15 protein-coding genes and 1 pseudogene are annotated in these 22129 nt (G+C 55.7%); 6 read left to right on the plus strand and 10 right to left on the minus strand.

Features of this window, described 5'->3' with window-relative positions:
• Nucleotides 1-250: 250 nt before the first annotated feature.
• From KDX39_RS06150 to KDX39_RS06170, 5 genes are all read right to left on the minus strand, one after another.
• A complete protein-coding gene (locus KDX39_RS06150; protein WP_231659717.1) occupies nucleotides 251-3880 on the minus strand; it encodes a DEAD/DEAH box helicase in 3630 nt (1209 codons plus the stop codon).
• Nucleotides 3880-4794 (minus strand): hypothetical protein, encoded by a 915-nt coding sequence (locus tag KDX39_RS06155; RefSeq protein WP_231659718.1) that lies wholly within the window; start codon nucleotides 4792-4794, stop codon nucleotides 3880-3882. The genes KDX39_RS06150 and KDX39_RS06155 overlap by 1 nt, the downstream gene beginning before the upstream one ends.
• 415 nt (nucleotides 4795-5209) lie before the next feature.
• Nucleotides 5210-6763: a DNA polymerase gene (locus tag KDX39_RS06160; protein ID WP_231659719.1), complete on the minus strand. Its 1554-nt coding sequence runs from the start codon at nucleotides 6761-6763 to the stop codon at nucleotides 5210-5212.
• Nucleotides 6756-8444: an RNA-directed DNA polymerase gene (locus tag KDX39_RS06165; RefSeq protein WP_231659720.1), complete on the minus strand. Its 1689-nt coding sequence runs from the start codon at nucleotides 8442-8444 to the stop codon at nucleotides 6756-6758. Before KDX39_RS06165 ends, KDX39_RS06160 begins: the two co-directional genes overlap by 8 nt.
• Before the next feature lie 706 nt (nucleotides 8445-9150).
• The gene (locus tag KDX39_RS06170) at nucleotides 9151-9522 is read right to left on the minus strand and encodes a plasmid mobilization protein (RefSeq protein ID WP_231659721.1); all 372 of its coding nucleotides are present in this window, start codon (nucleotides 9520-9522) and stop codon (nucleotides 9151-9153) included.
• Nucleotides 9523-10288: 766 nt separating this feature from the next.
• Between KDX39_RS06170 and trbJ the strand changes: the two genes are divergently transcribed.
• From trbJ to KDX39_RS06195, 5 genes and pseudogenes are all read left to right on the plus strand, one after another.
• Entirely contained in the window at nucleotides 10289-11182 is an 894-nt protein-coding gene (trbJ, locus tag KDX39_RS06175) for a P-type conjugative transfer protein TrbJ (protein ID WP_231659722.1), read from the plus strand.
• 2 nt (nucleotides 11183-11184) lie between these two features.
• Nucleotides 11185-11370, plus strand: coding sequence for a hypothetical protein (locus tag KDX39_RS06180; RefSeq protein ID WP_231659723.1), 186 nt, complete (start codon nucleotides 11185-11187; stop codon nucleotides 11368-11370).
• 158 nt (nucleotides 11371-11528) lie between these two features.
• Nucleotides 11529-12983, plus strand: a pseudogene (gene trbL, locus KDX39_RS06185) (P-type conjugative transfer protein TrbL); the annotation flags it as partial.
• Nucleotides 12984-12985: 2 nt separating this feature from the next.
• The gene (locus KDX39_RS06190; RefSeq protein ID WP_122576273.1) at nucleotides 12986-13306 is read left to right on the plus strand and encodes a hypothetical protein; all 321 of its coding nucleotides are present in this window, start codon (nucleotides 12986-12988) and stop codon (nucleotides 13304-13306) included.
• Nucleotides 13307-13695: 389 nt separating this feature from the next.
• Nucleotides 13696-14313, plus strand: coding sequence for a hypothetical protein (locus tag KDX39_RS06195; protein ID WP_231659724.1), 618 nt, complete (start codon nucleotides 13696-13698; stop codon nucleotides 14311-14313).
• A 277-nt stretch (nucleotides 14314-14590) separates the two neighbouring features.
• Here KDX39_RS06195 and KDX39_RS06200 read toward each other — a convergent pair whose 3' ends face one another.
• Together KDX39_RS06200 and KDX39_RS06205 are read right to left on the minus strand one after the other, a co-directional pair.
• Nucleotides 14591-15943 carry a replication protein gene (locus KDX39_RS06200; RefSeq protein ID WP_331462071.1) on the minus strand — a complete coding sequence of 451 codons (1353 nt, stop codon included), beginning with the start codon at nucleotides 15941-15943 and terminating at the stop codon, nucleotides 14591-14593.
• Between the two features lie 114 nt (nucleotides 15944-16057).
• Nucleotides 16058-16279, minus strand: coding sequence for a helix-turn-helix transcriptional regulator (locus tag KDX39_RS06205; protein WP_231659726.1), 222 nt, complete (start codon nucleotides 16277-16279; stop codon nucleotides 16058-16060).
• Nucleotides 16280-16362: 83 nt separating this feature from the next.
• On the opposite strand from KDX39_RS06205, the gene KDX39_RS06210 reads away from it, so the two are divergent.
• Nucleotides 16363-17334 (plus strand): hypothetical protein, encoded by a 972-nt coding sequence (locus KDX39_RS06210; RefSeq protein ID WP_231659727.1) that lies wholly within the window; start codon nucleotides 16363-16365, stop codon nucleotides 17332-17334.
• A gap of 70 nt (nucleotides 17335-17404) precedes the next feature.
• Here the strand turns inward: KDX39_RS06210 and KDX39_RS06215 are convergent, their stop codons facing one another.
• From KDX39_RS06215 to guaB, 3 genes are all read right to left on the minus strand, one after another.
• On the minus strand, nucleotides 17405-18613 hold the full coding sequence (locus KDX39_RS06215; RefSeq protein ID WP_231659939.1) for a tyrosine-type recombinase/integrase: 1209 nt from the start codon (nucleotides 18611-18613) through the stop codon (nucleotides 17405-17407).
• 308 nt (nucleotides 18614-18921) lie between these two features.
• Nucleotides 18922-20499, minus strand: a complete 1578-nt coding sequence (gene guaA, locus KDX39_RS06220; RefSeq protein WP_231659728.1) for a glutamine-hydrolyzing GMP synthase — start codon at nucleotides 20497-20499, stop codon at nucleotides 18922-18924.
• Between the two features lie 105 nt (nucleotides 20500-20604).
• A complete protein-coding gene (gene guaB, locus KDX39_RS06225) occupies nucleotides 20605-22074 on the minus strand; it encodes an IMP dehydrogenase (RefSeq protein ID WP_231659729.1) in 1470 nt (489 codons plus the stop codon).
• Between the last annotated feature and the right edge of the window lie 55 nt (nucleotides 22075-22129).

Below are 22129 nucleotides of genomic sequence, written 5' to 3' on the forward strand. Positions count from 1 at the left end.
TTCTTATGAAGCAGGGTCAAAATAAATACCATGACAAGTGCCATGCCGCGATTTCCATCGCTCTGCCGGTAATTGGAGCAATATAAAGTCCTAAACACCTTCCTTCGACACACTGCATGAAGAATCTACTACAGCCTCACGTAGGGTTTCGTCGTGATAAGCGTACCCGGTTCCCTCAGCGCCATCAGTAATCCGGCGACTCCGGCGCAGTATGCACCGGAGTGAGGTCGACATATAGCTGAGTGGCTCCTTAAGACGATTCAAGCCGATGTAGCAGATAAGGTTCGCCGGTAACTTGCCGAGGGTCTACGGACAGCTCGAAGCGAAAGCGGGAGGATTGATCGTCCCAATCGCCCGGACGGTCGCAGGATGCGACGACATAACCAGCGGGATCGATCCAGCTGAGGCGATCGCCTGTTGCTAGCGGCAGGACGCTCACCTTGCGCGCAATATAGTCCCGTGCCGGTCGTTCCAGCCGGACGTTGAGCGTAATCTCACGCGATGCCATTCGCATCGGAATCACCGGTTGGCGTGTTTCGACCCAATCCCTTATACGACGAGGATCAAGCTTCTCATTTGACGCGGTGTCGGCACCGAGCTGCGCATAGTAAACCTGCGCCTCCGCTTCCGCCTGCGTACGATCGCGAGCATTGCCGCGCGCAAGCAAAAAGGCAGCAACCGGATCAAGCGTGCCCCAATTAACCAGTTCCTTGAGCCAAAAACCGATCCACGGCAGACCAGTGCGCGGCCAGTCGTCCATTGTGAGCGCATCGACCGGGCCAGCGGCGTCGCCCTGATCCATCAGCACGCCAATTAGGCTACCTAATCCCCAATTGCCGCGATAGATAAAGTTTTCGGAAACGAAGGCGAACCAAGGTCCGAGCTCCTTAGGCTTTGGCTGTTTTGGGAGGGTAGCTTTAAACAGCCACCAACGGAGCAACTTTTCCCAGTCTTCGAAAGGCTTACGCATCTTTCCAAGCTTGGTCGAGATGCGGAACGCCGGCACTTTACTAAGAAGGGCAATGACTGCACTGATGAACTGGAACCGTTGCTCTGCTGGCCAATCGGCATAATCAATGCCGCCCACCAAAATTGCGCGAATGTCATCGACGTGGTCGAGGAGAATCGATCCCGAGCGTGGCGGCAGGCTTGTTTTGTAGAGCTGACGGCGCCGATTCGCGTCAGGATAGAGGCTGGTGATCGCCTGCCCTCGCTGGAGCCAAGTCTGTGCCAGGCGATCTTCCTCCTGCGCCGCGACGTAGGCGTAAGTCCGTCGCCACAGCGACGACAGTTCGGTTTCGAGATCGGCGGCACTAAGATCCGCGTTGCAGGTCTGTTCGATCTCTTGCACTGCGGTTATTAGCAATCCGTCGAGCGTATCTAGCAGTTTCTCACTTTCATCTTCATCGGTGTCCTCGTTGACAACCGCAGTTTCCTCGAGCCATTTGGCAAATTCATCGTCATCGTCGCTTCCACTCAGATTTTCCCACGCATCGCGTAGCCGCTCTAGCAACATAGCGAGCGCGCTATTTGCGGTCCCTTGCTCAAGCGACAGTTCACCATTAGAGGCAAGTTCGGTGGCTTCCTTCAGCTCTCTAACGAGCTTCTCATAACCTTCCCAAGTGCGGTTCCAGACATATGCGCGGCTGCGGCTGCGATATTCACGCTCAGGCAGTACGACGAAGGCATTGCCTTCAGTGGCGACACCCGGCCGCCCAGCGCGGCCAATGAGGTTCGAGAATTCATTGGTCGTAAAGACTTTGTTCGCACGATGGACGCTTGGGATCAGCAGCGTATTTACCGGGATATTGACACCTTCAGAGAGCGTCGAGGTCGCGATCACCACTCGGACAATGCCGCGATCGATCGCCACCTTGAGTCGCCGTGCCAAGAGTCCCGGCATCTGGCCGTGATGTACCGCGATCCCGTGGACCAACAGGCGATACTCGAAGGACGCTGTCGTGAAATAGTCCTCGGCTGCGGCTAGGCAGCGCTGCCAGTATGGGTCCTCATCGGCGACAGACCAGTAATTGGGGAGTGCGACTTCTGCCGCGATCCAGCTTTCAACCAGATCAGCGCAGTCCTCGGCAAAGGAACTGACGTTCTGCGTCAACGAGATCATCACAGTCGGCCGGGTACCGTCTGGTCGCTCGGCAGCAAGGTGGAGAGCGGCCCAGAGCGTCGGCCCACGCAACGATTTCTCGACACCTAGCGCGCTGTTAACGCCGTCGGGGACCGATGGAAAAGGACTAGGGACATAGGGGCGATCATCGGTACGCTCATCCTCGAACTCAAGAGTGCGCCCGTCCATTAAGTCGTAGCGAATGTCGAACCTGCCGCTCCGCGCGACTTCGAGCCGACCGAGCATCTGCCGCGTACTACGATATGTCGAACTGATCGGACCGCCGCCTTCGTCGCTCGACAGCCAGGATGCAATTGCCGGTGCGGCTTTGGCAGCGACAGCCGAGAGCGCGATTATACGGAAGCCCTTGCTGTCCTGCGCGTGCAGCAGACGAGCGCTGAGCTGCTCGAGCCTGAGCGCGCGAGACGTGCCATCGGTGACGGCGTCTGATCGATTCGGATCCTGCTCCACCATATGCGCTTCGTCAATGACGACGAGGCGAACGCGATCAAGAAACAGTGTTCCAAGATAGCGCAACAGCGCGTCAGCCTTTTCAAAGGTACAGATGACGACAGTAGGCTGATTGATTTGGACCCAAGCGTCGGTAGGGCCCCAATCAGCGCCCCCGTAAAGCCCGGTGACAACCACGGGTTCCGCGGCAATATCGCGAAGGTCTTCGGTGAACCGAGTTTCGACCTCGGCAGCTAGCGCGCGAGAAGGCACGAGATAAAGCACAAGATTCCCTGCGAGAAGCGGATCGGGGCGAGTCAAGAACAGGCCTTGAACGGCGCCAAGGGTGGCGATGGTTGTCTTGCCCGATCCGGTTGGAGTGCAGAGAACGAAGCTGTTGTTGGCCGCTAACCGATCAATGCCGGCCCGTTGCGCAGGCCATACCAAGGCGCGTCGGTTAACAAATGCCGCACGTGCGAACTGCATTAACGCCACGCGGATGCTTGGGTTCGCCTCATCAGCGAGTCTTTCAACGTGGGGCCATAGGCTTGAATCTATGAAGCGGTGAGCTGCACCGGCGCAGAGCCGCGCCAGCAAGTAGGAGTAGGAATCGCGGCTGTGCAGATAACTTTGCGCCAACGCGTCGAGCTTTACTAAAGCACGATCGACCAATGCTATCTCGCCTGTGCGAAGATAGGAGCAAATAGTACCGATGCACATGATGACGTGACGAACAGTTGACACTTCAAGATCCACAAGTCGCACATCATCGTCCTCGACACCGTCATCAATGGATGTGGCTCGTGGATCACGGTTTTCGTCAAGCTCGTGCTGCACCTTCCAGAACATTTGCACCGCAGTCAGTGCTGCATCGAAATCGCCCCGCAAAAATTCGCGCAGAATCGTTGAAAAGGCCTCACCCGCTGGCATCATACGCAGATGGCCGAGCGCCATAGCTGGATAGCCAGCCACCTGATAAGCAGCCGCCGACAGAAGGTGGATCGGGGCGTCTGCAGGCTTCAGGGCTGTGTGCGAAACCCATTCGAGAACCTCGGCGGCACGCTTTGCAGCAGTTATCCAGGCACGGCCATCATCGGCTGATCGCTCGATCCAGGCCGTCTCCAGCAACAAGCAAGCTTCATCGAGTCGTGACGCGAGTTCTGCTGGGGTGAACGAAGGTAGGCCATTTGCGCCCATGTCACGACGAACACGCTGGCTGTAGAGTTTCGCTTGCAGCGGGGATAGAGCCGAGCCGGCCAAATCCGCTCTGACCCGCTCTGCGATTTTGAGTACGGCGTCGCTTGGCATCAAGCCCCCCGGTAAAGTGTTTCGACCAGCGCCCTGAGTTCCGAGAGCTGGAACTCCATGGCAACGAGCCGGCGGTCCACATTGTATGACGTGTGTGGCGCATCAGCCTGCAGCCAGCTCAACCGAGTCTTTGGGCTAACTGGAAAGTGTCCGACGGTATAGGCAAGCCCGTCGCTCCGGTTCGCAGTCCTGAAGCCATCTCGATAAAGTTCGAGTAGCCGGGCAACCCATGCCTGGGCTTCGGTGGTCTCATAGTCCGAGAGCAAAGTGATCAGTTCGCGAATGCCGCTGGGACGCCGCGATCCAGCGGCCAGCTTGCCGTGGGCATCGGCAATAGTCGCAGTATTACTAGTAGCCAAGCACTTTGCCTCAAGCGCGAGAATATGAGTGATGTTGCCATTGCCGTCGAGCCGGAAGGCCAAAGCATCATCGCCAGTCCGCCCAGGACGCTTTTCGGCTTCAGCATCGCGATCGTGCGGCTCGCCCATAATAAAGCGCTCATTAATGAGGTCGAGATGCTGGAATTCTTGGTCGTGGAAGCGGAACAGAAAGGCAGGCACCTGCCAGTCGATCTCCCCGAAGGCACCAAAATGTTCGACCGCGAGACCAGCTAGGGTTTCGCCGAGATAGCCCTGTAAAGTGATGCGATTGAGCATCGCTGGATAGTATGCAGCAGGATCATCGACAGGATCTGAAAAAGGGGAGAGGTTATCCTCGAAGCCCTTGCGTATGCGGACTCGTGCATCCTCGAGGGCTTCCTGAGCATAGGCGACCAGTTCGTCGCGCAGCTCCTCAAAATTGGCGTTGTCCTCCCGCCACACGCGCAGTTCATATTTGCTGTGGGTGCCGGTCGAGGGTTGGGCAACCAGCCACGCGCTGAGTGGCTGTAATGTCACACGACGGAAGCGAATCATCTTGCGAGCACTCGTTCACGCGCAAAACTACCATTAGTTATCAAGTACGCCATCCGTCAAAATCCATGCTGATCGGTTCCTGGATAGGGGGGATAACTAGTATCTTCCTCCATATTTAAAATGTCCTGAGGCTCGATCATCGGCAGCCTGATACGGCTGTGTCAGGTAGGACCTCGCTTCCACTTTTTCAAACTGCGGTAAAAAAACTCAAATGCGTAGGCCGCTGGGTTTCCAACCGGTCTCAGCTTAGCGCAACAGTTCGATGAGCGAAGGCCGAATTGCAGACGGTCGCTCTCGACTGCAGATGCTCCGTTTTATCGGGGAGCGGACTGCCCCGTAAAGATACGGATGCAGCTTTCACTGAATCGTATCTTCGATGCCCGCGAGCCCGCGAGCGGTCAACTATCGCCAACAATCACTCACGCTCGATAAAGTCGCCGATCGACGCCTTCCCTGCAACCATTGAACTGAGCACATCCGTCATGACTTGCTCAAAGGCATGAACCACCTTGGCTGGCGTCTCGACTAAAGTATGCTCGAATAGCAAGGCATCATGCATCGGCAAAACCACTCTAACGTCGCTGATAGAGGCGACCGCCAACAACGAGCGCTTGAATATCAGAGACGCTGTCCCTTGGACTACCTGGCTCACAGCCGAACGCTGTTCTTTACTGGTGAGCTTGCCCTTGCCAGACCTTCGATAGTGATTACCAAAAACTGTAACCACGCGTCCGGTGCTCTGAAACTCGGCCCATATCGATTTCTTCCAATCCTCGTAACGCTGAAACAACCGGAATGCTGCTTTCGCCTTCTGTCGATCTACACCGAGCGAGAAAGCAGCATCGATCAGTGCTTTTTGGCTCATTCCATACGCGTAAGAAAGAAACAATTGCTTGGCGGCTTTCCGCTTGCCGGTAAGCCCCAAATGCGTGTTTGCAAATAGATCATACATGTCACCCTCAGCGTACAGACGCTTCAGCTCGTCGTCACCCGAGAGTGCAGCCATTACACCTACCTCGAACTGATCAAAATCGACGTAGCAAAGCTCAGCGTCAGCGCGGGCAGTGATGATAGAGCGGTACAGCTTCGGAACGTTCTGGAGACTAGGGCTGCGCAGTTGGATACGCGACGTGCGCGAGCCGAATACATCCACAACCGGTCGAGTTTTGTTGGTCGATAATGTTAGGGAACCGAGCACGCGACGTGCGGTGTCAAGAGCGAGTAGTGACATAGTGTCACCGCCGAAGTCGAGCTCGCTTGGTACGAACTCCAGAAGGTACTCAACAGATACTTCGTCCAGTTCGAATCCGTCCAAAAGCAACTTCGTCTCTATGGCACGCCTGCTTGGCGCCTCAAGCGGCATGTCATGCTTGGCAGAATAGTTCTTCAACGATAGGAAGTAATCGTGCTCCGCTTGTGACCGTTTTTCTGAGAGTCCGGCTGCGTTGATTGCGATTCCGGCTGACATGGAGAGTTGAAGAAGGCGGTATGTTGGGACTTCAACAGTAAAAAAGCGCTCCAATTCGTTATCGATAGATGCTTGATTACAGAGCTCGTGATACATCGTTTCAATTGCAATCGCAGCCTTGGCGGCAATGGCCAAATCGAACGGAGCGCCCTTGTTGAACATTTTCTGGTATGTGATGCAGACTTCCTGCTCCGCACCGTAACGCTCCAGGTGTGTAGTCACGTCGCGCTTATCGCGTGCGAGCCGGTCCTCTGGGACACCGCTAATCGAAATACGGAACTCGTCTAAGTCAACGATTATGCCCGGCAAACTTCCTGTTTTGTCGAATAGGGCATCGCGAATCATCCAAAAGTCGTGGCATACGACTATCCCTGCAAACTCCACGACGCTCACGGCATCGGTTTCCCGGAGTTGGCCATCTTGGAACCAGTAAAACGAATCTGCCCCTCTGCCGGTGAAGTCCCTAACGAAGAGCATCAGCCTGAAAGGCAGATCAATCATACCCGCTGACCTCGTCGACAAGATTCATAAGATCGGTGCTTTCGCGTACTGCGAACGGAAGACCGTCCTTGTTGCAGTGACGCTCGGCCCGAAGGCTAGTCTCCCGCAAGCTGATTGGAACTTGGCCATAGAGAGGACGCAACGCGTCTTTACTAAGAACGGAAGAGGCAATTAGAAGGTAGCGAGCGTTCTGGTAAGGCAGAGAATCGAACTCCCCAATGCACCTTTCGATTAGAGCTGCTTCACCAACACAACGTAGCCAGATGAGAATTGCGGCTGCCTCACCCGACTTTACGTCCTCTCGTAGCTTACGGTCTGCAAGCACCAAGAGCTCCTCGGATCTGTATCTTCGCATCGCGAGCAGCATCCAGATGTTATAATTCTGCCAGTCGTGTATGGCACCGTCTTCTGCGACAAGAAATTTTTCCAACGCTGGTATACAGCGACCGTCGCGATCCAGCGTGGCTATTAGCCGGCAGTATTGGTCGGTCGTGACTGCATGCTCGGAAAGGGAGCGTGACAGGGTGTCAAGCAGGTTGGTCGCTAAAGCATCCCCCACATCGAATAGCCCAGACTCTACTATCTTCGCCACTCGGTTTACTGCGAAACGGAAGGTCCGTGTCTGCGAGTCTCCGGCCGCGATGCATTGGCTAAGAATATCAAATATATAAGTCACCGATTTAGTAACGATACGCCGACTGCGGGATTGCCACATTTGGTTGATCGCAATCGTAGCGCTATCCTGCGAAGGGAAATATTCCGCAACCTTCACGCTTGTTACATCCGGGGAGAGAATCTCAGTTTTGTTGGCGTTAATGTTGAGACCGACCGACCGCAGTTTCCTGATCAAATCCTGCAGTGCGCGGCGTGCTTGGAGTTCGGATTCGGCGATGACGCGGATGTCGTCCACGTAGCGATAATAGTCATACCCCTTCTTCGTCATCTCCCTATCAACGGACGAAAGCAGAATATTGGACAAAAAAGACGAGGCGTCGCGGTTTTGCGGAAGGCCGTGATCTTGGCTGAAGGTCCATTGGGTCAGTAATCGATCGAGTGTGGCGATTGCGTTGCGGATCTGTAGCTTTTCAGGGCCGGTCGCCACGAGATCAGGAATAGCTTCTTCGAGTGCGTTTATGATCTGAAGGCGGGACACGTTTTCGAAAAAATTGCTGAGATCGGTCACCAGAAGATGCCGTCCAGATCTGCGGAATGTCAGCGTCACGCCCTCAAACGTGAACCAACGATCAATTTTGTTTTTGAACAAATACTTCGAGTTCAACGGTGCTGGATCGTATCGGTAGCTAAGCACCCGATGACCCAGGAGCGGGTCGTAGAAGGGGATAAGGAAGCTGCAAATTGCTTGATAGACGAAGCGGTCGAAAAAGTCCGTCTCTAGACCGTAGCGCTCGCCGTATCCTTTCTTCGGTATATTTCTGACAACGCTACGAGTACCGCGATACACACCGTTCCATTCCTTCAGGAGTGAAATGATCACCCGCTTTGCCTCGGCTGGATGCTTGAAGAGATCATCGTACTGAAGACAATCGAAATACCAGTCGTCACGCATATCTTGGCGAAGATGCTTCAGCACAAGGTCGAACTGCACCGGAAATCCAAGCGCCTGGCCGTTTAACCAGAAAGCGGGATTGAGCACATAATCCGTTTCGTCACTGCCTTCCATTCGCGCTATTCCCTTAGTCCCACTTTTCCCGACTTCAGCACCTACGGATTGCCTCAAACCACCGCCAAAGCTGCAGCCTGCCGCAACACCTTCACCGCCTCCGGCGCTAGGTCTGGCGGATAGCCGATAAGCTCCTCCTTACGCACGTACAGGGACGTTGAAACGCAGACGGGCATGTTAACTCGACCATTTCGATTCAGATAGCCTCGGATGTCGAATCCCCATGTGTCCAGAAAACCACTGTCTGGTGCACACCCAGCCCTTAGAGCCCCCAAAAAAAACGGCAAGCATACGGAGGCGACTCGCGGGAAGAACGAGAAGGCTGGAATAAGCACCTGTTGAAAAAGATGAAGGGATGATGCACCGCCACTAGTCGTGCTTGGTTTAGTCGTGCAGGCCAACCGCGAGGGCTAACTGTCGTAGCAAAATAACCAGCTCTGCTGGATTGCCTTCACGTATCACGTCAGCGAGTAATTCAGCCGCGTATGCAGGGTCTTTTCCGAACTGCTCGGACATCGCGTCATCGTGCGATCGATCTCTCATTTGGACCTACCCTCTCGTTTCGACACACATGAAATAAGGCAATCCAGCATAAATTGAGTAATGGGTGGACGGAATCGAGCTCAAGACAGTCGAGCGAAAGGCTGCAAACCGACTATCGGTTTTTTGAGGTTGCACGTCCCGAAAACCGATCAGAACTAGGAGGTCAGTTGTGAGTTTTGACAATTTCCCCCATTTTCATTCCTATGGCCACCTGTAACCTCCGGAACTCCATCATTACACTCTCCACATCAACGGCGTTCGCGCCTTCGCCGCGTCTCTCTGCAAGCCATAGTTTTAACAACCCGGCAACCCGTCCGAGGTCGCCATTTACCTTCACAAGGTCAGTCACTGCGCCCAGGTGAACGACTGACTTCAAAGGCGTATTCAAACCGAGAGCTCGCAGATAGGCCGAGCGTGCCAGCCCAGCCTCCTTAGCCCTAGCAGTAATTGTCGCCTTCTCTTCATCGTTGACCCAAACCTCGATGGGCCTGCCGCGTCGGCGAGCCGTTGTGTTTCCTTTGGTGCCGCCTGTCATGGGTGCTCCTGCTGTTGCTGTGCTTTTGCTCTTAGACGCGGCAGCGGCTGTGCGCCTCGCAGAGCAAGATACGTTGAGCCGAAGGCGAATAAGTGGTGGTGTTGGTAGGGTGCGGGCTTGCCCGTACCCGTACAACACACATCTTGCCGTCCGATTCGACGCAAATACATGCGTATCTTTGCTAACGGTTCACACCTAGCATACCTACGCATACCTACGCATCTATAGGCTAGATTACGCATGGCAAATAGACAATTTTTTGCGCATACTTGCGTCACTATGCTTAAGCGGAGGTTCGGTGATGAAGACACCAAAAGAAGGGCTTACTGGCGCAGGGCGGGTGGCGTTTTTAGCGCGCCTCGATGAATTTCGGGGTCTCATTCAAGCCGGTTGGCCGGTGACGGTCGTTTATGAGAACCACGGCGGAGATAACACGGGGCTGAGCTATAGCCAGTTCGCTCGATACGTAGGAAAGTACATCCGCAAGCCGACCAAACGTGGCGCCCAGCAGCCCACAATTCCTGACGAAATAACAGTTCCGGTAGCGTCGGTGCCAGAACGAATGCAGTCCGCCCTCCCAACGGTACCAGCCCCTATGTCGAAGCCCCGACCTGGGTTCCGGCATGACCCAAGCAGCGGAAACAACCGTGATGATCTTATATAGCCTTCTAAGGGTTTAACCTTTGCGAATTGAACAAATAATCGCCACGAATTGATCTTCCCTATGTCAACCTAATTAGCCAATCATTCCATCGATGCAACCGGCATGTCCGGGCACGATCAGGCACTGACCAAAGTGACTGATAGAGGCCGGGAAATGCACCAAAAAATCATAACGTTCATTATCGCCAAAACGCCGCTGGCAACAATTCCCCTGCGCGAAACGACCGTTTCTCCTGCTCGGAAACTCCGTCGACAGGCGGACTATGGTGCCAAAATTGCCGTAGCCGTCTTTTTCGGATTGGCCATGTACATCGCCCCACCCCCGGCTTACGCCATCTATTGCTCGAACTGCTCGACGTTCTATCAGCAGATGTTCGAGTACGTCGAGGCCGTTAATACCGCCTTGAACACCGCCGAGACATTACAGACGCAAATTCAGCAGTATCAGAACATGGTCACTCAAGGCACCGGCTTGCCCAGCTCAATGTTCAGCAGCGTCGCGGCCGATCTCAAAAAAGTGGCCAACATCTACACCCGCTCGCAGTCTCTAGGCCGCCAGATCCAGAACATGGACTCGCAGTTCAATACGGCTTTTCCCGGCTTTCAATCCTATCTGAATCAAGCTGCAAACTCGGCAGAAGTACCGGCGGGTGAGCGCTATCAGAAGTGGTCAGAGCAAAACCGCGACAGCGTGAAAATGGCGCTTGAGGCGGCGAACCTCAACACCAGCACTTTCGAGTCTGAGGATACCCAGCTCGATCACATGGTGGCTCGCTCACAGTCGGCCGTGGGCCGGATGCAAGCTATTCAGGCAGGCAACGAGATAGCCTCTCAGAACGTTCAGCAGTTGCAAAAGCTGCGCGATCTACTGGCCACCCAAATAACCATGCAAGGCAACTATATGGCTCAGCAGGGCGACCGGAAGGCTGCTAGCGAAGCCGCCGAGCAAAAGTTTGAGGCCCGTAAAAATAACTGGGGGCCTTCCGAGGATTTCTAACCATGTTCATATCTAAAAATCTGATCGTTGGGTTATGCATCGCCTCTGCTCTTGGTGGCTCTGCTCTATCTGGATTCATTGTTTCTATCCGCACCGATTGCGTGGCTGTTGAGCGGTCGATGCAATCAGACACAGATAAGAAATTTGAAGCACGGAAAAACAACTGGGGCCCGTCTGAGGATTTCTAACTATGCACCGCTCAGCATTTATAGCACTGGTTAGTGCAACACTCTTGCTTTCGGCCGGTAGCGCGATGGCAGCAGGAGATGTAACTCAAAGCAATGAAATGAACGGGCTTTTGCGGATGCTCTATCAAGCCGCAAGTGAATGATCACCACGGCTACAGGGTTATGCACTCAATTTACTAGCATCTCTCGCTCTCATCCAATTGGTTTGGACATTCATGCCTTTAGTGATGAGACAAGCTGACTTAGGCGAAATTGTCGGCGAGCTGATCCGCTTCTTCATGACCATTGGCTTTTTCTACGCAGTCATTGAACATTCCGTGCTATGGGCGACAGCCGTAGTGGACAGTTTCCGAGAAGCTGCGGGCACGGCTAGCGGTTTGGGCCGTGCGCTTCAGCCCGGTGATATGTTCGCGGTGGCTGTCAACTTCTCACGCACCATCGTGGAAGGCATTTCACTTTTTTCTCCGGGTAAAGCAATTCTTATCGCGCTTGTTGGCTGCTTGGTTTTACTGTGCTTCGCCTTTATCGCGGCATTTATGTTTGTGACGCTTGTAGAGTCATACGTCATCATTAATGCCTCCGTACTTTTCTTCGGTTTCGGTGGTTCGCAATGGACACGCGATTTTGCAATTGCACCACTCCGCTTTGTTATTGCAGTAGGTGCCAAGCTGTTCGTCTTAACCTTGATCGTAGGAATTATTGTCACGTCGGCTAAGTCCTGGTTAGCGGCTTATACCAATGACGAAGCATCTCTGATGACATTGGCAGGTTTGGCTTTGGTATGCGCCTACCTGACCAAGACTATTCCCGAACTGATTGGCGGGATGATCAGCGGCACGTCAATGGGTGGAGGTTCGGCCATCGGTGGAATGGCAGCGGCTGGCGCTGCCGGTGCTGCTGCCGCAGTCGCCACCATCGCCACGGCCGGTGCCGCTGCGCCCGCCGCCGCTGGTGCGCTTGGCGCTGCCGGTGGTGGTGCAAGTGCCGCAGGGGCGGCTGGTAGCGGAGGATTGGCTGGCTCTATTAACTCCAGCTTTGCCGGTGCGGCAAACTCCGGCATCGGTGCAGCGGCTTCAATGGGCAACGCCGCGTCCTCTGGAGTGGGTGCCAGCACTGGTGGCGGTGCAGCCATCAAAGTCCCTACATCAGCAGGGTCGAGCGTAGGTGGCAGTGCCGCTAAAGCGACGCCCAGCCCTGCCCAACCACCTAACAGCGGCGTGCAGCAGGCCGCCAAGCAGGCTGGAAAGATAGTGCAAGACAACGACGACAAAGACAAACAACAAGAGACATCAAAAATGGGTACTGAAGTGTCGGGAAATTCCCTTTCTCAAGCGGCGAATGGAGGTGCGAAGGTGCTCGGGGTGATGGCTTCAATGGCTATACCGGGCATGGAGAATTCGCACGGCTTATCCCTTGGTGCTGGATCAACCTCACCTTCAAATAGCGCGGCCAATTCGGCCGCTCCAAACAGCGGCGGAGAGTTAGCCGCTAATTCCGAGCAGGGTGATTCCAACGTGATCCGTCCAGCCTCAGACGCAAGCCCTACTAATGGTCGCCTAGCCTCGCTGAGTGTGCCGGGTACGGCCTCCAACAACGAAAAAACGGAGAAATAATCATGATGGGATTTCTGATGCTCGCTGGATTCGCAGTATTCGCCTTTACGTTCGCCGTCGGCATGTGGGCACTAGGCCGGTGGCTGCGAAGCAAAGGTTACGGGCCGCAGCTAGATAAGCTGGATCGGCAGTACACGGCGCTGCAGCTTCGCGTTAGCCCGCTCGCAATGTCGGCTTCGTATCGCATGTTTGTCGGGGCAGAGGCTCTAAATCGACTACCTTTGCTGGGCAGCAAGACTAACGCGAACTTGAACCGGCAAGTTTTGATGGCCATCCAAGCCGCGCAGCAAGCACAGCAGCAGGAAACCCCAGCCAATCGCTAATCACTACCCTGCCCTACAGAAAACCCCGCTCAAGTGCGGGGTTTTGTTTGCCTGCTGCACATCAAGAAGGCATATGTGCTGCGCTCGGAGCGATTTTCGCCTCTCACCGGCGTGCACCATTACTAAACAACTGAAAAGCGGCTCACCGCCTCCTGAGGCCTTTCGGGGGAAGTCGATAGACAAACCAGCGCCCTGACTTTCTTTTTGGTGTCCACCGGTCAGGGGGGTATCCCTCTCGACGCCTCTCGCGTGCTGATCCATTTACCAATAAAATTACGACGAATACTTGGCCGATACTGATCGTTGACGCTTTCTCAACTGGCGAGGTGGTCACCCTGGCTTGAAAATACAACCTTGTTTTAACTGACTGAACAATTGAGCGGACGAACGTGCGCATTAAAGAAAAATCAAAGAAGCAGGAATCAGAAACATCTCCTCCCGAATCAGCAGACCGGAAAAAAGGCGGGATCAAGGCGCTATGGATTGCCTTTCTATCCGCTACCGGCGGAGCGTTGATGGAGTCTTACACAAGCTTCCTTTCTCAAAACATCGGCCCCCTGTGCTTGTCGTTTATCGCGTGGGCTCAGGACCACGTCATGCCAATGCCAGCAGACCAACAGATAGTCGCGCAACTCACCTTCTATATGCCGGCGAAGCTCACCACTGATCATTCCGCAGAGATCATGGGCGTCTCACTACTGGGCCGAGACTGCCGACGGCCTGGTGGCAAAAGCGACATCGGGACCTACCAGTTTGGGGACAGTGAAACCTACACGGACGCCGTTGTCCGGGCATCATGTCGTCCATCAGGCAAGACCCGAGTCACAATCACACCGAGGAACGGCAGCCCTATCGTTCTTCACGATGGTTTTTTCAACAGTGGGGATCAGATTGAATTCGGTGCAGTACCCGGTAGCTACGAGCACGGAGTGCTAACCATGCTGTATGTCGGGACGAACCAACCGAGTGGACCGTGGGTGCCGGTGAATGAGACCCCGCCGCAATGAAACAACTACATCGAGCTGCCAAGCGATGCGAACTCGCGGCCAGAAGGAGTACATTTCTGCGCACTGCGAAACCACAGGCTTTCGATTAGTAATACGCACGGACATGGAACAGCTATTGCGGGGGCCATCCCCGTTACTAGCATAGGCGCCTTGGGACACATCTAAGACCTCCGCCTTCAGTGACTAGATCTGCCCCACCACCTAGATCACCAACAACAGATCCGCAGTCAACAACGCGGAGGCTTCGCCATTAGTAATACGGACGGACATTGAACACCTACACGGGATCGGGAGCTTCGCCATTAGTAGTACGCACGGACTCTGAACACTTCACAAGCTTCACCTTGAGGTAGCCGGAAACGGCCCCCACCGAGATGCCCATTTGCCTAGCAATCGCTCGCACGCTCATGCCTTCCGCTCTGAGCGCTTGAGCCTTTGCCAGCTTGCCGTTAGCCACTTCGATATAGGCTTCGCGGCTAACCGCACCGGCGGCGCGCCTGCGGATCTCGTGGCGCTTCCTGTCACGCTCCTGGGCCATCCCCGAGCCGATGATCGTCTTGAGCTGCCGCTGTTCATCCACGGTGATCATGAAAAGGTTGATCAGGGTTTCGTTCCTGGGCGTGTAGAGCGGCGTGTAATCCTTACCTCCGAAGCTAACCCTTTCCCCAGACTCGTACGCCTTGGCCTTACTGAACAGCGTCATTAGTTCCTTGGAACGGCTGCTCCATTTCGGATCTAGCTCGCGAGCCAGCGCTGAGGCTTCGTGATACATCTGCTTGCTGTTGGTCGCGCCGGACAGTAGCAGGAAGTTCAAGCGCCAAAATAGGTGCTGCATCCGGCTGCCTTCGTTGACGCCACCGCGCAGCTCGGCGAGCTTGCGCAGGTCTTCGAGGCGATCCCAAGCAAGCTGGCGGCCGGAGAATCCGCGGAGATTGTCAGCTTTACCGCCGGGCACCAAAAGGAAGGGCTTAAGCTTGCGTTTGACCCGCTCGGCCTGGTCCTGCCGCTGTTGCTCGATTGTCCAACGGGAAGTTGGTAGCAGGGCCTCGGCCATATACTCGAAGTTGTAGCGGACGGGCTGGCCATCGGTGTCGTTCGTGACGTGAACAACGCGACAGACTTCGCCACTCTTGCTGTTGACTGTCTGGATGGTTCGCAAAACGCGGCTTGCGTCTTTGGCCATCGGATCGGCCCCGACATGTGCGAGGCGATCCACTAGGTAGCGTTGGCAAGCATTCCAGCGGGGCAATGCCTGACGCGGGATAGTACCGTCGAGTAGCCATTTCGCCTGGATACCCCGGCCGCTGTAGATCAGTACGGACGGTGCCGGTAACCCTTCTTCAGTGCAGAAATACAGCACCGACATCGCCAGTTGGTCAGGCGTGCGACCGGCGAGAGAAGGTATGCGATAAGTGTCAAGATCGGTGAACAACAGCCCCAACCGGGCAAGGTTCACGACCCGCCGGTTGGGCCGGATGAACTCTGCCTGAGACATCCATGTGTCGCGGTTTTTATCCACCAAATTGAGAATGGTGGGCATGTCCGCTAACCGGTGGGAGGACTGGCGTTTTTCGCCACGTACGTCAACCAACAGCGAGAAAAACCCGCTCCTGTTGCTGTCGTGGTACATCTGCGCCTCGTCCTGAGAACTGAATAGCGCAAGCTGTGGACATTGGTGGCGACCGCAAGCCGTTCTAGCATGCTGCTGCGACATGGGCCCTGCGTCGGGCCCGATCTGCACCGCTCAGACTCCAATTCCGGGCCTGGGCGCAGGGCCGGAGTCCTTACATGCGTCAATCCAATCTTCGACCTCAGCCAAATCCCATACTACTTTGCGACTGCTGATCGCAATGCGACGCGGGAACTTACCTTTGATTTCAAAGTTGTAGATCGTCCGCTCACACAGCGGGATCATCGCTAGAAGCGTCTTCTTGTCGATGAGAGTTCTGTTCGTCGATACGTGCATACCTCGGCCTCTATCAGTCACAGCAAATGTGTGCCTGATCGTGCCCCTATGTGCCGCTTGCTTCGACGGAATGATTGGCTAAAATGGTTGACATGAAAAATAGCTCAGCCATCGCCATTTGGAAGGGATGCGACCCCACCGTCGCAGATGCCATCAAACGATTTCGAGATTGCTGGGAGCCGTACTCCGCAGCATCGAAGCGTTACCCCATCGCTCGCCTTGTAGAAGAACTCATCGACCCCGTTGTTGCTACGTATACAGCAACACTCCCGTCGCGCTATCTGGGGCACGTACCAGGAGCCGGTACCGGCGTAGCATTCAGTGAGATCATGCGATTGGTTGGTGCTGAAGCCATGGTTCGCGTACAGCGCCGATTGCTAAGAGCTTTTGTCCTAACAGAAGACCAGCAGTCCAAGAGAGATCAGCGATTTATCGCCACACTCGAAACGCTCATCGAGCTGGTATGGGCATGCAAGCGCAAGCAACCGGCGAACAGAAATGTTCGCGGCTTAAATGGTCAACGCTTAAAAGTTTTTTGTAGATTTTGCGGCTCGCTTGCGGAGCTGGCCTCATTCGCCGAATCCGTCAAAGACGAAGGCCAACGCGGCATCGATGAAAAACTACGCCTAAGCAACCTGTACTGCGCGGCTCATCGCCCTAAGTTGCCGGATGACGATTGGAATCCCGAGTACAGGAAAGCAAAACGGTCTGTAGCGCAGTTTGACCTCGAACTAATTAGGCTCAGCCGACAATGCGCCTCGCGAGGCACCCCGCAAGCGAAATCAGGTGACGAGTTGGTTGACAGCTACATACACAACTACATGCTTGGCCAAACGCTAACGCTAGCAGAGGAAGCAGAGTTACGGGACCTAGCGCGGCTCATGGTGGACTCAAGATTATCTGATAGAAAAAAACAGATACTCATGCTCCAACGGCTTGGTTTCAATCAATCAGCGATTGCGCGCAGGCTGGGTATCGAACGCCAAGCGGTATCCAAAGCAATTGCCTCAATCCCAGAGATATTTTGGTTGAGTCAGCCACACCGATCCGGTTAGGTGGCTCTTTTTAGTGTCAACCCAAATACACAAGCAATAGAGGTTCACGCGGCCGAACCGGACTCTTAAATCAAACCTTCGCACGTGGTTTTTTTAGCGTCCATTCGTCAATCATATCCGCCCAATCCTGCAACATCGCCCGACGCTGATCGCGGTATTCAGCCTTGTTGTAAACGGCCCGTACCCCCTTCTGCTCGTGCGCAAGGCACTTCTCAATCCAGTCTGAGTTGTAACCCGCCTCATGCAGCAGCGTGCTCGCTGTGCGCCTCAAATCATGCGGGCCGAACTTGCTTAGCGGCTGCCCTTCTTTCTGCGCAAGCCGATAGGTCAGCGTCAGCACCTGATTGATCGTCGCGGTGCTCATTGGCAAATCAGAATCGTACCGGGAGGGAAAGACGTAATCTGAACCACCGGCAAACGTCTTCAACGCGATGAAGAAATCCAAAGCCTGCTGAGATAAGAACACCAAATGGGGGTTGCGGCGCTTCATCCGCTCTTTCGGAATGGTCCACAAGGCTTCGCTGAAATTGATCTCATTCCAGGTAGCGTTGGTCAACTCACTTTTGCGAACCATTGTCAGCAACAATAACTTAGCGGCCACCCTCACGGATGAGGCGGTGCCGATGCGGTCCAGGTACTGATACATCAACGCGATTTCGTCAGGCCCTAAAGCGCGGTCACGTGGCTCGAATTTAGCGATGCTTGCAGGACGTACCAAATCAGCCGGGTTCTCGACCTTCTGGCCACGCTCAATCGCCCATCGGAACACTTGCATCACGATCTCGCGGGAGTGCACGGCCGTAGCTGGAGCTCCTCGCTCCACGATTGCATCAGTCAGCGTTCGCAGATCTTCATGATTGATTTCCACCAGTTTCTGATTACCGAAGCGCGGCTTTAGCTCGCGCTCGTAAACAGATCGGCGCATGTCACGGGTCGAGTCAGCCATCTGATACCCGCGCAGCCATTTCTCAGCCCACGCCTCAAACGTCTCTGCCCCTTTGGTGCGTGCCTTGGCGCGGGCTTTCTCTTTGGCAGGTGACTTACCCGCCGAAACCATCTTTTTAGCCTCTCCCAGGCGCTCTCTGGCTTCAGCAAGTGTGATGCCACCAACGCCATAGCGACCGAACGTGATGGTCTCCTGACGGCCGTTGATGGAGTAGTTGTAGCGAAATGAGATGGAACCGGCAGCAGTAACGGCCACGTACAACCCGTCGCGGTCGTTCACTTTGTAGAGTTTTTCTGTCGGTTTGAGGTTGCGCAGCTTGGTATCGGTCAACATGGCAGTTATGGATTCCATGGAAAAAATACCATGCTCAAAAAAGCACTCATGCACCACGTTAAAACCCAATGAAACCGGGCTAATGATGAAATTTGATACCATGCCCTTCCCTACTAAGGCGACATGGTATCGAGCACTAAGCATGGCATTTGGCTTAGTCAATGCCCCGTACCATGCCACATAAACACGGTGCTTGGCGATGCACAAAGCTGCCAGAATTTGCCAGACCCAAAAAGCCAAAAGCCCGCAATTACGCGGGCTCCAGGGCATTTCTTGCTAGATCGTGCCGGACAATGCCGGACGCCCAATCATTCCCACTCAATCGTCGCAGGCGGCTTGCTCGACACGTCATACGTCACGCGGGAAATACCCTCGATCTCGTTGATGATGCGGCCACTTACGGTCTCCAGCAGCTCGTAAGGCAGGTGCGCCCAGCGTGCGGTCATGAAGTCGATGGTTTCTACGGCGCGCAGTGCGACAACCCAGGCGTAGCGACGGCCGTCGCCGACGACGCCTACCGATTTGACGGGCTGGAATACGACGAAGGCCTGGCTGACTTTGTGGTACCAGTCGGCCTTGCGCAGTTCTTCGATGAAGATGTGGTCTGCGCGACGCAGCAGGTCGGCGTATTCCTTTTTCACTTCACCCAGGATGCGCACACCCAGGCCCGGGCCCGGGAATGGGTGGCGGTAGACCATGTCGTACGGCAGGCCGAGTTCGAGGCCCAGACGGCGGACTTCGTCCTTGAACAGTTCGCGCAGGGGCTCGACCAGTTTGAGGTTCATTTCTTCCGGCAGGCCGCCCACGTTGTGGTGCGACTTGATGACGTGTGCCTTGCCGCTTTTCGCGCCAGCCGACTCGATCACGTCCGGGTAGATGGTGCCTTGCGCCAGATACTTGATGTTGTCCAGCTTGCAGGATTCGGCATCGAACACGTCGATGAAGGTGCGGCCGATGATCTTGCGCTTCTTCTCTGGATCGCTCTCGCCTTCCAGGTTGTTCAGGAACTGCTCTTCGGCGTTGGCGCGGATGACCTTGACGCCCATGTTCTCGGCGAACATGGCCATGACCTGCTCGCCTTCGTGCAGGCGCAGCAGACCGTTGTCGACGAAGACGCAGGTCAGCTGGTCGCCGATGGCCTTGTGCAGCAAGGCGGCGACCACCGATGAGTCGACGCCGCCGGACAGGCCCAGCAGGACGTTGTCAGTGCCGACCTGGGCACGAATGGTGGCGATGGCGTCGTCAGCGATGTGCGACGGCGTCCACAGGGCTTCACAGCCGCAGATGTCGAGGATAAAGCGCGACAGGATGCGACCGCCCTGCTTGGTGTGGGTCACTTCCGGGTGGAACTGCACGCCGTAGTAGCCGCGGGTGTCGTCGGCCATGCCGGCGATCGGGCAGCTCGGGGTGCTGGCCAGGACGTGGAAGCCGTCCGGGATTTCGGTGACCTTGTCGCCGTGGCTCATCCAGACGTCGAGACCGAACACGCCATCGGCGTCAATGTGGTCTTCGATGCCGTCAAGGATGCAGCTCTTGCCGACGACGTCAACACGGGCATAACCGAACTCGCGCAGGTCGGAACCGGCAACGCGGCCGCCCAGTTGTTCAGCCATGGTCTGCATGCCGTAGCAGATGCCGAAGATCGGAACGTTGAGGTCGAACACGGCCTGCGGCGCGCGCGGGCTGTTGGCTTCGTGTACGGATTCCGGGCCGCCAGCGAGGATGATGCCGCGCGGGGCGAATTCGCGAATCGCTTCGTCGTCCATGTCGAACGGATGCAGTTCGCAGTACACGCCGATTTCACGCACGCGGCGGGCAATCAGCTGGGTGTACTGGGAACCGAAGTCGAGGATCAGGATACGGTGGGCGTGAATGTCGAGGGCCATGACTCAATCTCGTCAAAAAACAGAAACGACACGGGGCTGCGTCAACAGCCCCGGCCATGAAACTTGCTGAACGGCATCGCGGCGTGAGCCACGGTGCAATCCGGATCAACCAACGCGATAGTTCGGCGCTTCCTTGGTGATCTGCACGTCGTGGACGTGGGATTCAGCCATGCCGGCACCCGTGATGCGCACGAACTCAGGCTTGGTGCGCATTTCTTCGATGGTGGCGCTGCCGGTGTAGCCCATGGAAGAACGAAGACCACCCATCAACTGATGGATGATGGCGGACAGCGGGCCTTTGTAGGCAACGCGGCCTTCGATACCTTCCGGTACCAGTTTCTCGGCACCGGCGGACGAATCCTGGAAATAGCGGTCGGACGAACCTTGCGCCTGGGACATTGCACCCAGCGAACCCATGCCGCGATAAGCCTTGTAGGAACGGCCCTGGAACAGCTCGATTTCGCCCGGTGCTTCTTCAGTACCGGCAAACATCGAACCCATCATCACGCAGGAAGCGCCAGCCACGATGGCCTTGGACAGGTCACCGGAGAAGCGGATACCGCCGTCGGCGATCATCGGCACGCCGGTGCCTTCGAGCGCAGCGGAAACGTTGGCGATGGCGCTGATCTGTGGAACGCCGACACCGGCAACGATACGGGTGGTGCAGATCGAGCCAGGGCCGATACCGACCTTGACTGCGTCGGCGCCAGCAGCAACCAGCGCCTTGGCCGCTTCGCCGGTGGCAATGTTGCCGCCGATGACCTGCACTTCCGGGAAGTTGTCTTTGACCCAGCGAACGCGGTCGATCACACCTTTGGAGTGACCGTGTGCGGTGTCTACAACCACCACGTCAACGCCAGCGGCAACCAGCGCAGTGACGCGCTCGCCGGTGTCCTTACCCGTGCCGACTGCGGCGCCGACACGCAGACGACCCTGGTCGTCCTTGCTGGCCAGCGGGTAGGCCTTGGCCTTTTCAATGTCCTTGACGGTCATCATGCCCTTGAGGGCGAATTTGTCGTCGACGATCAGGACCTTTTCCAGACGGTGCTTGTGCAGCAGCTCACGCACTTCGTTCTTGTCAGCGCCTTCACGCACGGTGACCAGACGCTCTTTAGGCGTCATCACTTCGCGGACCGGGACATCAAGACGGTTTTCGAAACGTACGTCGCGAGACGTCACGATGCCGACGAGGTCGCCATCATGCAGCACGGGTACGCCGGAAATGTTGTGCATGCGGGTGAGTTCGAACAGGTCGCGCACCGTGGCGTCGGCTTCGATCGTGATCGGGTCCTTGACGACACCGGCCTCGAACTTCTTGACCTTGCGCACTTCGGCAGCCTGCTGTTCGATGGTCATGTTCTTGTGGATGATACCGATACCGCCTTCCTGAGCCATGGCAATTGCCAGACGGGCCTCGGTGACGGTGTCCATTGCAGCGGAGACCAAAGGAATATTCAGCTCGATGCCACGGGTCAAACGGGTTTTCAGACTGACTTCGTTGGGCAGTACCTCGGAATAACCGGGCACAAGGAGAATGTCGTCGAATGTAAGGGCTTCTTGACTGATACGCAGCATCGCGGGGGCTCCCGGGCGGGAAAATTGGAAGCGCGCCATTATACCTACACACCCC

The sequence above is a fragment of the Pseudomonas sp. CDFA 610 genome (assembly GCF_021147865.1).
GTDB classification, from domain to species: domain Bacteria; phylum Pseudomonadota; class Gammaproteobacteria; order Pseudomonadales; family Pseudomonadaceae; genus Aquipseudomonas; species Aquipseudomonas alliivorans.

Coding starts and splice junctions, on each gene's coding strand:
- KDX39_RS06150 (WP_231659717.1), bottom strand. CDS start 3,880: ATGCCAAGCGACGCCGTACTCAAAATCGCAGAGCGGGTCAGAGCGGAT.
- KDX39_RS06155 (WP_231659718.1), bottom strand. CDS start 4,794: ATGATTCGCTTCCGTCGTGTGACATTACAGCCACTCAGCGCGTGGCTG.
- KDX39_RS06160 (WP_231659719.1), bottom strand. CDS start 6,763: ATGATTGATCTGCCTTTCAGGCTGATGCTCTTCGTTAGGGACTTCACC.
- KDX39_RS06165 (WP_231659720.1), bottom strand. CDS start 8,444: ATGGAAGGCAGTGACGAAACGGATTATGTGCTCAATCCCGCTTTCTGG.
- KDX39_RS06170 (WP_231659721.1), bottom strand. CDS start 9,522: ATGACAGGCGGCACCAAAGGAAACACAACGGCTCGCCGACGCGGCAGG.
- trbJ (WP_231659722.1), top strand. CDS start 10,289: ATGTCCGGGCACGATCAGGCACTGACCAAAGTGACTGATAGAGGCCGG.
- KDX39_RS06180 (WP_231659723.1), top strand. CDS start 11,185: ATGTTCATATCTAAAAATCTGATCGTTGGGTTATGCATCGCCTCTGCT.
- KDX39_RS06190 (WP_122576273.1), top strand. CDS start 12,986: ATGATGGGATTTCTGATGCTCGCTGGATTCGCAGTATTCGCCTTTACG.
- KDX39_RS06200 (WP_331462071.1), bottom strand. CDS start 15,943: ATGTACCACGACAGCAACAGGAGCGGGTTTTTCTCGCTGTTGGTTGAC.
- KDX39_RS06205 (WP_231659726.1), bottom strand. CDS start 16,279: ATGCACGTATCGACGAACAGAACTCTCATCGACAAGAAGACGCTTCTA.
- KDX39_RS06210 (WP_231659727.1), top strand. CDS start 16,363: ATGGTTGACATGAAAAATAGCTCAGCCATCGCCATTTGGAAGGGATGC.
- KDX39_RS06215 (WP_231659939.1), bottom strand. CDS start 18,613: ATGTTGACCGATACCAAGCTGCGCAACCTCAAACCGACAGAAAAACTC.
- guaA (WP_231659728.1), bottom strand. CDS start 20,499: ATGGCCCTCGACATTCACGCCCACCGTATCCTGATCCTCGACTTCGGT.
- guaB (WP_231659729.1), bottom strand. CDS start 22,074: ATGCTGCGTATCAGTCAAGAAGCCCTTACATTCGACGACATTCTCCTT.